11 protein-coding genes and 1 pseudogene are annotated in these 11,159 nt (G+C 58.9%); 5 read left to right on the forward strand and 7 right to left on the reverse strand.

What is annotated here, in order from left to right:
* Positions 1–751, reverse strand: a 751-nt coding sequence (yedA, locus tag ALO64_RS08175) for a drug/metabolite exporter YedA (protein ID WP_054991689.1), incomplete at its 3' end; no start/stop codon positions are given.
* Positions 752–918: 167 nt separating this feature from the next.
* Between yedA and ALO64_RS08180 the strand changes: the two genes are divergently transcribed.
* Complete coding sequence (locus ALO64_RS08180; RefSeq protein WP_044322987.1) at positions 919–1,386, forward strand: Lrp/AsnC family transcriptional regulator; 468 nt, start codon at positions 919–921, stop codon at positions 1,384–1,386.
* Between the two features lie 4 nt (positions 1,387–1,390).
* Here the strand turns inward: ALO64_RS08180 and ALO64_RS08185 are convergent, their stop codons facing one another.
* The 3 genes from ALO64_RS08185 to ALO64_RS08195 all read right to left on the reverse strand — a co-directional run bounded on the left by ALO64_RS08185 (position 1,391) and on the right by ALO64_RS08195 (position 3,406).
* The gene (locus tag ALO64_RS08185; RefSeq protein WP_044344439.1) at positions 1,391–2,002 is read right to left on the reverse strand and encodes a 3'-5' exonuclease; all 612 of its coding nucleotides are present in this window, start codon (positions 2,000–2,002) and stop codon (positions 1,391–1,393) included.
* Between the two features lie 21 nt (positions 2,003–2,023).
* Positions 2,024–2,500 carry an NYN domain-containing protein gene (locus ALO64_RS08190; RefSeq protein WP_002555259.1) on the reverse strand — a complete coding sequence of 159 codons (477 nt, stop codon included), beginning with the start codon at positions 2,498–2,500 and terminating at the stop codon, positions 2,024–2,026.
* A gap of 210 nt (positions 2,501–2,710) precedes the next feature.
* Positions 2,711–3,406: a DUF2076 domain-containing protein gene (locus ALO64_RS08195; protein WP_044344435.1), complete on the reverse strand. Its 696-nt coding sequence runs from the start codon at positions 3,404–3,406 to the stop codon at positions 2,711–2,713.
* 197 nt (positions 3,407–3,603) lie between these two features.
* Here ALO64_RS08195 and ALO64_RS08200 point away from each other — a divergent pair, with 197 nt between their 5' ends.
* Genes ALO64_RS08200 through ALO64_RS08210 form a run of 3 tightly spaced genes read left to right on the forward strand, consistent with a single transcriptional unit; the run spans position 3,604 to position 5,893 of the window.
* Entirely contained in the window at positions 3,604–4,266 is a 663-nt protein-coding gene (locus tag ALO64_RS08200; protein WP_044344436.1) for a YciC family protein, read from the forward strand.
* A 33-nt stretch (positions 4,267–4,299) separates the two neighbouring features.
* Complete coding sequence (locus ALO64_RS08205; protein ID WP_044344437.1) at positions 4,300–5,442, forward strand: endonuclease/exonuclease/phosphatase family protein; 1,143 nt, start codon at positions 4,300–4,302, stop codon at positions 5,440–5,442.
* Positions 5,443–5,491: 49 nt separating this feature from the next.
* The gene (locus ALO64_RS08210) at positions 5,492–5,893 is read left to right on the forward strand and encodes a hypothetical protein (protein ID WP_005780783.1); all 402 of its coding nucleotides are present in this window, start codon (positions 5,492–5,494) and stop codon (positions 5,891–5,893) included.
* Between the two features lie 121 nt (positions 5,894–6,014).
* On the opposite strand, the gene ALO64_RS08215 is transcribed toward ALO64_RS08210, so the two are convergent.
* Entirely contained in the window at positions 6,015–6,782 is a 768-nt protein-coding gene (locus ALO64_RS08215; RefSeq protein ID WP_002555264.1) for a hypothetical protein, read from the reverse strand.
* A gap of 305 nt (positions 6,783–7,087) precedes the next feature.
* On the opposite strand from ALO64_RS08215, the pseudogene ALO64_RS08220 reads away from it, so the two are divergent.
* A pseudogene (locus tag ALO64_RS08220) lies at positions 7,088–7,324 on the forward strand (hypothetical protein); the annotation flags it as partial.
* Positions 7,325–7,500: 176 nt separating this feature from the next.
* On the opposite strand, the gene hrpB reads toward ALO64_RS08220, so the two are convergent.
* Entirely contained in the window at positions 7,501–10,035 is a 2,535-nt protein-coding gene (gene hrpB, locus ALO64_RS08225) for an ATP-dependent helicase HrpB (RefSeq protein ID WP_044344438.1), read from the reverse strand.
* Positions 10,036–10,154: 119 nt separating this feature from the next.
* Positions 10,155–11,159, reverse strand: a 1,005-nt coding sequence (locus ALO64_RS08230) for a J domain-containing protein (RefSeq protein WP_235804984.1), incomplete at its 5' end; no start/stop codon positions are given.

The raw sequence follows: 11,159 nt of genomic DNA on the forward strand, positions 1-11,159 counted from the left end.
TGACGTAGGCATAGCTGGTTGCGGCTGCCGGGCGCACGTTCTTGAGCAGGTACATATACGCGCTGAACGCGACGATAGAGCCAAACACCACCAGATACAGCAGCGCGCCCCAGCCCGCCGCAGTCGGCATATGCGCAAGACGCTCGCCGCTCAAAGCGCTGCCGATCAGCAGCGTCGCTCCGGCAGTGATCATTTCCGCCGCACTGGCCATCGGTCCTTTGGGCAGCGGCATATGCTTGCTCAATACAGAGCCGAACGCCCACGACGCAGCGGCAAAGAGCACCAGCGCAGCGCCATAAGGGCTGGCTTGCAGATTGGAACCGAGATTCAGCAGACCGATGCCGATCAGGCCCAGCACGATGCCCGCCCACTCCAGATTAGTGGTGCGATTGCCCCAGAACAGGCCGAACAGCAAGGTAAACAGCGGCATGGTCGCCACCGCCAGCGCCGCGACGCCTGATGCAACGCCTGCGTGCTCGGCCAGCGTCACACCGCCGTTACCGCATGCCAATAGCAGGAAGCCAATCACAAACGCCGCCTTCCACTCGCGCCAGGTCGGTGCTGGCACGCCGCGATAACGCAGGAAACCGTACATCAGGCACCCGGCAATCAGAAAACGCACGCCAGCCATCATCAGCGGCGGCCATGACTCTACGCCAATACGGATGACCAGATATGTAGAGCCCCAGATCAGGTACAAGGCCAGAAAAGCACCAATGAGCAACGGCGAAACACGAACGGACTGAGGCATGGCAAGGCTCTGGGATCATTGTTATGGTGGACCTATTGTATGAAGGCCAGATGCGGATATTAAGCAGACAAACCTGTTTAAACCGCACTGAAACTTACGATTCAATGCTTGTAAGGTCTGCTTTCCTTTTATTTTAAAATGACCCATCGCACAGCACGAGGCACGTCATGACGCTGGATAAATACGATCGGATTCTGCTCGATGAGCTGTTGAAAAATGGCCGGGCGTCTTTTGCGCAGCTGGCGAAACTGGTCAACCTGTCCGCGCCCGCCGTGGCCGAGCGGGTCGCCAAGCTTGAGGCCAGCGGCGTGATCACTGGTTATGAGGCGAAGGTCGATCTGTCAAAGGTCGGCTTGCCGATTCAATGCCTGATCGAGTTGCGCATGGGCAGTCACGGCAATCAGCAGGCGTACAAGGAGCTGTGGCAGGTCCCTGAACTGATCCAGTGTTACCGGGTGACGGGCGACCCGTGCGTGATCATGAGGGCTGCGGTGGATTCGATGCCGCACCTGGAAGACCTGATCAATCGGATCGCCAGGTTTGGCTTCAGCAAAACCTCAATCGTGCTGTCGACAGCAGTGGAGCGCAGCCTGCCGGCCGATTACTTGATCAGCAACGGCAAGCAGGAGCACTGACAGGTCAGATGCCGCGCTGACGCTTCAGCGTTTCGCTGATCTTCGCGGCGGGGACTTTCTGCAGGGAGCACAGCATCTGGTGGGAGATGGCTGAGATACCGTGGGTCTGGCGCAATTCGTTGGTCAGGTGCACGGTCAGGTTGGCCGCCATTTCCGCATCGGCCATCGCCCGGTGAGCCTTGCCGGTGTCGGGCAGGCGCGCATAGCGGGTCAACGTGCCGAGCTTGTGGTTAGGTGCGCCCGGCATCAGACGTCGGGCCAGCAGCAGTGAACAGGCAAAGCTCTGTTCGCGCGTGCGCTGGATACGTGACAGCTCGTAATCCCAGAACTTCTGGTCGAACGAGGCGTTGTGCGCCACCAGCGGTGTCGAGCCGACGAAATCCGCCACATCGCCCATCACCCGCTCGGCGCTGGGGGCGGTACGAATCATGTTGTTGCTGATGCCGGTCAACCCTTCGATGAACGCAGGAATACGCACGCCGGCATTCATCAAGCTCTGAAAACGCTCGACGATACGCCCCTCCTCCATGATGACCACGGCAATCTCGGTTGCCCGGCAGCTATGGCCGGGGGAGATGCCGGTGGTTTCAAAGTCGATGACTGCAATACGTTCCAACACTGGCCTGACCCTGTAAATTCATTTCAGCAACAACGCGCCTTCGATAGGCACATAACGACTGGCTGCGCGAATCAACGAGTTCGCAGTCAGCCCCGGCACGCCATAGGCCACCGCCTCAACACCATGTTTGCTGATCACACGTTCGAGCAACATGTCGAAATCGCCATCACCCGATGCCAGCACGACTTCGTCCACTTGCGGCGCGAAATCCATGATATCGATGGTGATGCCGACATCCCAGTCCCCTTTCGCCGAACCGTCGCTACGCTGGATGTACGGCTTGAGCCTGACGGTAAACCCCAGATTGCGCAGGATCTGCTGGAACTGCTGTTGTTTGCTGTCGCCACGATCGATGGCGTAGGCAAACGCGTGAACAATCTCGCCGCGTTTGCTGATATCCGCCCACAAGGCGGCGTAATTGAAATGACAGCCATGCGCCTGGCGCACGGTGTAATACAGGTTCTGCACGTCGGCGAACACCGCGATCTTCTTCACCGCAATTCCTCATGGCGGGCAACACGCCCACTGGTTACAGCGATCCGGAATGTGAATCGGCACCCAGTATGCCAGCTTGAGAACGGAATTGAGCTTCAACTATAGTGCGACGCTCCGCATGACGCAGAGCGTCAAGAAGGGCATTCCCACGCTGGAGCGTGCGGAACGATAATTGTCTGTTCTGGAGCGTGAGGAGCGATCACTGCGTCCTCACACAAACGAATCATCATCAGAGAACATGTCGCCGCCATCGTCAAAGTTGTCATCGGCGGTGTACTGCTGATCCGGCTGTCCCCAGCCGCCCTGATCATTGAACGAGCCAGTGTCCTGAGCCTGTGGCGCGTCGTGAATGACCTCGACGATCTCCTGCGGCTGGCTGTGGTGGCTGAACATGCTGCTGATGCCCTCTGCCAGCAGCACACCGCCCGCCACACCGGCCGCGGTCTTCAACGCACCGCCGAGAAAGCCACTGCCCGCAGCCGGAGCAGGCGCGGCATAACCGCCCTGCGGCGCTGCGGGCGCAGGGGCTGAATTGAAACCGGCACCGTCGCGCCAGCCACCACCCGACGTCTGGCCCGGCTGAGCCTGAGGCGCTCGCGAGACGCTGCTGCCGAAAATACTCGACAGAAACCCGCCGCTGGCCGGCGCTGACGAAGATTGCCCTTTGGCCTGCTGCAGCTCGGCCTGCAACTGCTGGATCTGCTCGTCGCGCTGTTTCACCTGCTGATTGACCGCAGCTTCCTGCACCAGAATCGCCTGCGTCATGTAATACGGCGCAGCGGGCTGGCGAGTCAGATGCTCCTTGATGCGCGCCTCGGCCGCAGCATCTCGCGGAGCGGATGCCGTCTCGGCGTCTTTCAGTTTCGAGAAAAGACCATCAATCAGGGTTTGCTCTTCGCTGTTCATGACCACCTCACTGAGTTGCCACTGGAATTCTTTCCTGCCGCACCGGCAGGACCATGCTCAGAAAATGGGGCCTCATCCACCCGCTTCAATGACATGAAGAAAAAGATAAGAAGATCTCGGCCCACCACCACTGCGCTTGGTTCGGCAGGGGCCATGGGCTAAAGTGTGCGCCTGCTTTTAGCCTGCGATCTATCTACATGAACCCGTTGACCGTCATCCAGGATTCGCTCTATTTCTTTCGGCGCAATCTGGGCAGCATTATGCTGCTGTGCCTGCCTGTCGTGATACTCGAGGTGCTGGCCAAACAAGCGCTGAGCAACGCCATGCCCGCCGACACGTCGCCTGCCTACGAATTGGTCATCGGGCTGTTTTTCTACCCTATCTATACAGCGGCACTGATCCTGTTTCTCGACGCACGCAGCCGTGGCGAAGACGTCTACACCCGCGACCTGCTGGCCATGGCGTTGCGCCTGTGGCCCACCTTCGCCGTGCTCTCGGCAATGAGCACTCTCCTGATCATGTTCGGCCTTTCGCTGTTCGTGGTCCCCGGCCTCTGGGTCATGATCAAGCTGGCGTTCTGTGAATACCTGCTGGTCCTGCGCAAGCTCACGCCGTTTATGGCCATGCGCGAAAGCATGCTGATGACCACCGGGCACTTCACCCGCATTCTGGTGTGCGTACTGAGCGTCTACATTCCCCTGTGGCTGCTTGAGGGCGCCAGCCTGTACCTGTTTCCGGAACCGCAAAGCGCAGCGGTTTCCGTGATCACCGACAGCATCGGCAGCTTCCTGCAACTGTTCACCATCATTGTGACGTTCCGCCTGTTCATGCTGATCAGCGAGCCCGCGCACAGGGCCTGAACCAACAGCTGACGCCAGACGCACCGATTCGGTATGCTAAATACCGAATCCCTCACCGAGCGCCAGGCGCTCCAAGTCGAGCCGATGCCACGTCTACTGCTACGTCTGACCCTGTACAGCCTGCTGCTGGTCGCCGTATTGCTGGTAATGGTTTACCAACTGACGTGGAGCCCTCCAGCTCGCGAGTTACTCCCGGCCAGCTGCAATCCTGCGGTTCAAGCGCCCAAGCTGGTGCCGGGGCAAGCCCTCAAAGTCATGACCTGGAACATCCAGTACCTGGCGGGCAAGCGCTATGTGTTCTGGTACGACATGGCCGACGGCAGCGGCCCGGACGAACGCCCGACGCATGAAGACCTTGCCTACAACCTGGATGAAGTGGCGCGGGTCATCCGTGATGAACAACCGGATATCGTGTTGCTGCAAGGAGTCGACGATGGTGCCAAAAACTCCGATTACGAAGACCAACTGACATTGATCAAAGAACGAGTGGCGGACCTCTACCCGTGCAGCACGCAGGCGTTCTACTGGAAATCGGAGTTTGTACCCAACCCGCATATCTGGGGCAGCGTCGGCAGAAAACTGGCGACCCTCAGCCGCTTCCACATCGACAGCGCCGAACGCGTTCAACTGCCAGTGCCGGACGCCAATATCATCAGCCGTCAGTTCCAGCCCAAGGATGCCTTGCTGATCAGCTACCTGCCCTTGCGTGACGGCGGCAAACTGGCCGTCATCAACACCAGCCTGACCACCGCCAGACACATCGGCGACACCGCACAAAAACAGATCGTCGCCACTGAAAAGCAGTTGGACAAACTGGAAAGCGGCGGCACACCGTGGCTGATCGGCGGCGACTTCAACCTGCTGCCGCTGGGCCAATACCAGCGCCTCCCCGAGGAGCAACGCCTCGGCTACGCCGCCGACAGCGAACTGCACGAGCTGTGGGAGAAATACCCGATGATCCCCGACAACGCCGAATCCAGCGGCATAGACCGCGGCAAATGGCTCACGCACTTCCCCAACGACAGCCGCATCAACGGGCCGGACCGGACGGTGGATTACCTGTTTTACAGCCCGAGTTTGAAGCGGGTCAGTGCGAGGGTACGGCGGGACGATACTTTGTTGATCTCTGATCATTTGCCGGTGATTGGGCGGTTTTTGTTGCCGGTTTTGCCTTGAGGGGTTCCTGCTCTGTAATCAGATAGTTTTCTAAAATAAGGATATTGAATTGAAAAAACTTAACGTTGCTAAAACTATTCTGGGGGGCGCTGCAGCACTTTGCTTCATGACTCCCCTCTGGGCTAAAGATGGAAACGAAGCACTGGCGGCGGTAATCGATCAGCAAAAGACACAGCTTCCCATCATGCTGGACCTTATGACCCGAATAGACACGATTGCCTATGCTGATCACACCGTCCTCTACAACCTCACGATCAATGGTTACAACGGAAGGCCTGGCGAAAAAGTCTACTACGACAGCTACCTGACTCAGCAAATCCAAGGCAGCTTGTGTAAGCAGACAGCCTATCTATTGGTGCTGGAGCTGGGTAACAAAATCACTTATTCGTACTCCAGCTCGACAGGCGAGTTCATTACATCGATCACGCTTTCACGCAAAGACTGCGAGTAAAGCAACAGGTGCGTCTTTGTGCTCGCCCTGAAAAAAGACAGGACGCTCATGAGCGTCGGGTTGTAGATATGGGCTTGCGTTATCGCACGCACCTGATAATTGAAGCGTATCCCCCGCTACGTCAGTCCGCGCCGCTCCACATCGCATCAAGCGCCCGCTCAAGCGTAGGTGTCTTGATCTCGATGCCATCGCCGTACGCCGCCGTGCCACGAGCGCAGTCGATAATCACCGTGATTCCAGCACCGGTGAGCCGTCCGGGGTATTTGCGCAGGGTCAACTCAACACATGAGCAATCCAGCCAGCGTGCCTGATCGGCTGACCAGCCATTGTCTTCGAAAGCAAACACGCGGATGTCGCGCCTGATGTCGATTATCTCGGGTGGGTAAATCCATTGCGTGGCAAGTGCCTCGTAAGGCGTCGTCTGGACACGATAGCGAGCACTTGGGGACAGGGCGATCACTTCAATGCGCTCTCCGCGCATGGTGTCGCCTTCATGCTCGGAGCTGGCAAATATGGGCTCATAACCTTTCCCGGTGAACGTAAAGAATTTCGTTTTTCCATCAGCCTTCAACTGGGCCAGAGCTGCGCTCACCAACGGGAGAGACCTATCGTCAGGCTCAAGCGCTCGGTCATATCCGTCAAACTCGATACCCATAAAGTTGGCTTCATCAGCATCATCCGTGTAGCAGCGCGCGGCGAGGGACAGAGTGCCCTCCGTGAAGTAGTACATGTCGTACTCATAGTAATAGTCGTAGAAGCCGTCCTTATCCTGCTCGCTGGCGTCGATATGGTGATACCGCTCCATGCGGATTGAACCCGGGCCTTGGGATGTCCACTCGGGTTTGAGCTCGCCGTCACGGTGGTACTCACGTGAAAAGATGTTTTTCATCCAGCGCTTGATAAGGGATTTGAAAACAAATCTGGCAGTGTTCAATGTCCTTCCCTGGTTACCCGGTTGCTCGGAAACTTTCCGTGATCGATTCCTGAGTATTCGCGTGATTGAAAATACCTGAGCCGAGTGCGAATGGCAGCCCTATAGCCCGCAATAAGCTGGCGAGTCGCCGAGCATCTGAATGTCGTCCTTCAGCAACTGAAAGGGTCAAAACAGTTTGAACCGTTTTCAGACGCGCTCGCCTAATGATTAGCCTGTGGATACTCCCACAGGCTACGTGCCAATACCGGCATACCCAAAGGGTGATCAACGTGGCTAAAGACGACAAGAAAAGCAAAGGCGAAGCCTCAAAAGCCAGCAAGGATCTGAAAGACAAGAAAGCATCACCGGCCAAGAAATCTGAAGCGGCCTCGACGCTTTCCAAGTCTTCCGAAAAGAAGGACAAGAAAAAAGACGCCGAGCCAAAGAAAGCTGCCAAAAAAGCTGATAGCAAGCCAGACAAGGCCAAGAAGTCAGACAAGGCGGAAAAGCCGGTTAAAAATGTTTGCTGCCTGCCAGGGCGTTGCGCCCTGGTGTTCTCCGGGTCTGTTGCGTTGGGTATCCAATATCTGATCAGGTGTTTCAGACTGGGTACTTGAGCAGCAAGAGTGCGCCGCTATCCCATCGATCCCCCTCGTCTTTAGCTCACAAATAGCCTGCTGAATGCTGCGCGACTTTACGTCCCCCTCGGCTTAACCCTAGCCGTAGCCTCCGCCACCAATGGATCATCCGGCCAGTAATGCTTCGGATACCGCCCCTTCAAATCCTTCTTCACCTCAATATAGGTAGACCGCCAAAAGTTGGCCAGATCCTGCGTCACCTGCACCGGACGGCGTGCTGGAGACAGCAAATGCAGTTTCAACACCTGCCGCCCATTGGCAATGCGCGGGGTGTCAGATAACCCAAACAACTCTTGCAGCCGCACCGACAGAATCGGCGGGTGTTCGCTGTAGTCGATACGGATATTCGAGCCAGACGGCACCTGGATGGTCTGCGGGGCCTGCGCTTCCAGTTGTTGCGGCATTGGCCACGGGAGGAGGTTGCGCAGGATGGAGGACAGGTCGAGCTGGCTGAAATGGCTGAGCCGGGTGACTTTGCCCAGGTAGGGCATCAGCCAGTTTTCGAGTGTCGCCAGCAGTTGCGCGTCACTCAGGTCGGGCCATTCGCTTGCTGCGCTTTTGTCGATGTCCAGGTTGCGTAGCAGCGCGACACGCTCCTGCCACTGGCGCAGTTCGGGTGTCCACGGCAGCAGTTCCAGGCCTTTGCGACGCACCAGCGCCAGCAATGCCTGGCTGCGGGCTGCGTCATCGAGGCCGATCAGCGGTTCGCGGTTGATAATAAGCTCGCCCGCCTTGCGCTGCCGTTCTGCGCGGAACACGCCTTCGCGCTCATCCCAGTCAATCTGGTCCACCGTGATGACCTGCTCGGCCAGCACAGAGTCGAACAGCGCTGGATCGAATTCGGCAGCGAGGTAGATGCGTTCCTCGCGCTGCCCTTGTCGGCTGCCTAAATCCGCGATGACCAGCCAAGGCTGCTTCATCAGTGCGTCGGCCTCGGCGAAAAGTGCCGCGCGACCGTTGGCCAAGCGATATTCAGCACCACCCGGACGACGTTGCTGTGCCACGCGATCCGGGTAGGCCAGCGCCAGTAGAGCGCCCAGCCAGCGAGAGTGATCGGGATCGCTGACCGGGCTTTTTACGGTGCCGCGCAGGTATCCGCGATATTGCCGTGCTAGCTGTTTAGCTCGCTGCACGCCGCCCTGTGCGCCACGCGCAGCACGCTCGGTGCCCGCCAGCAAGGTCAGGCGGCTGTGCAGATCGGCCCCGCCGCCGCGCAGAATATCGCGCTCGCCCAACAGTGCGGCCACGTCACACGCCAGTTCGCCCAAGCCCAATGCATGACCGCGTAGCAACAGGTGCGCGATGCGCGGATGGGCCGGCAGCTCGGCCATCGCCTGACCGTGGGGCGTCAGCGCTGGCGGTTGGCCCGGCTGATTGCTCAGCGCCTCAAGCCGCACCAGCAAATCCTGCGCCTGTGCATAAGCCGCCGCTGGCGGGACATCGAGCCAAGCCAGTTGCGCAGGCATGACGCCCCAGCGCGCCAGTTGCAGCGCAAGCCCGGCGAGATCCGCCTGAAGAATTTCTGCCGCGCCGTAGGCGGCCAGTTGATCGTGTTGCGCTTCTGACCACAGCCGGTAACACACACCCGGCTCCAGCCGCCCTGCCCGTCCGGCACGCTGGGTGGCGCTGGCACGGGAGATACGCTGGGTTTCCAGACGCGTCATGCCGCTGCCCGGATCGAAACGCGGCACCCGCGCCAACCCGGCATCGATCACCACACGCACGCCGTCGATGGTCAGGCTGGTCTCTGCGATATTGGTCGCCAGCACCACTTTGCGCGTGCCCTTGGGCGCCGGTTCGATAGCAGCGCGTTGCGCATTCAGATCAAGCTCGCCATGTAAAGGGCAAAGCAGGATGTCGGCGCGTTCGCCCAGCGCTTCTGCCAGTTGCTGGTTGACCCGACGAATCTCGGCCTGCCCCGGCAGAAATACCAGCAGGCTGCCGGACTCGCTGCCCAGCGCATCCAGTACCGTCTGCACGACACGCGGCTCGATGAATTCACCCGGCTGAAAAGGACGCCCCCACTGCATCGTCACCGGAAACATCCGCCCGTCGCTGCGCACAACCGGCGCATCGTCCAGCAACGTCGCCAGCCGCTCGCCTTCCAGCGTGGCCGACATCAGCAGAACCTTCAGCGGCTGATCGTCACGAAACAGCTCACGACCATTGAGGCTCAGGGCCAATGCCAGATCAGCATCCAGACTGCGCTCGTGAAACTCATCGAAAATCAGCAACCCGACGCCTTCCAGCGCAGGGTCGTCCTGCAAACGACGCGTGAGAATCCCCTCAGTCACCACTTCAATACGCGTATTCGGGCCGACCCGGCTTTCCAGACGAATCCGATAACCCACCGTCTCACCGACCTTCTCGCCCAGCTCACTGGCCAATCGCTCGGCGGCTGCTCTTGCCGCCAGTCGCCGAGGCTCCAGCATCAGAATGGTCTGCCCGGCCAGCCAGGTTTCCTCAAGCAGCGCGAGCGGCACACGCGTGGTCTTGCCCGCGCCGGGAGGGGCTTCTAGTACGGCTTCATGGCGCGTGGTCAGGGCCTGGCGCAGGGCTGGCAGGACGGCATCGATGGGTAACCAGATCATGGGGGCTCCCTGAGAGATGCGGGGAGTATACCGGGGTGGGGTTGGGGAATCAGGCGGCGTGTTTTAGCTGAACGGCAGTCGCCAGAAAGACTGCCGCAAGCATGCCAGACGTCGAAAAATCAGACCTGGACTTCGTCACCTTTCTCATCAATAAGGCCATTGTCGTATTTCTTGCGCAATTCTGGATCGGACAAAATCTTGAACGCATTTGAAATCACTTTGAAACGCTCAGTCGCCTCAGCCTCCTTACCGACATTCTTATCAGGATGATTCTTCAGCGAGGCTTTCCTGTAGGCCGTTTTGACTGCGGAGAGGTCTGCCGTCATGTCCGAGAGGCCCAAGTGTTCGTACAACGGCTTGACGGGTGGCTTGGCGGGGACGGAATCGCCCACCTTCGAGGAAGCGTCAGCGGCTGGTGTGTTGTGGGGCCGTTGCGTTGACGGCCGCTCAGCGCCTGCATTGGGCTTTGCTTTCGGTGGCGGCGGTGTGCTGTTGGCCTGCGGGCGAGTGCGTGGAGGCGTTTGCGGATGTGCTTGCTGTTGGGCGCTTTCAGGTCTCCAGGATGGGCCCGGTGTGGGTCGTCGTACGCGATCGGTGTTCGACTGACGAATCTCGTTGATCAACTGGTCAGCGATGTCGTTCATCAGCTTGTTCAGCTTCAGGTTGCTGGAGAAGAACGCGTGGTGCGCCTCACAGTTGTCCTTGCCCTGCGCGGGTTCAGGCTTGGCCATCGCGTCGGCCAGCTTCTTGCCCAGAGAGAACAACATCTTGCCCTGGCTGTCGCTGACGCCCAAAAAGCTCATCACGTTATGCATCGACTTGTCGCGCTCCCAGACAACGCTGGCTACGTCGAAGGCAGCTCGTGCCAGATTGAATCGGCCTCCGCCTTCGTGAGTCTCGACATTGGTCACCGGTTCCTTGCCGCGCAATGCGTCCAGGATTACCGCGAGGCCTTTCTGCTGACGCTCGTTGAGCCGGCCTTTCTGCTCCAGCAATGAGCTGTTGACCTGCAACGCCACTTTGCCAGCGATATGGCTAACGACGTTCATCGCGCGATCTATCGTTGGCCTTGTCGAATCGCTGAGCGCCACACGCGCCAAGGAGGATGCAATGCTGGTGAGGTT

The sequence above is a fragment of the Pseudomonas meliae genome (genome assembly GCF_001400515.1).
GTDB lineage: Bacteria > Pseudomonadota > Gammaproteobacteria > Pseudomonadales > Pseudomonadaceae > Aquipseudomonas > Aquipseudomonas amygdali.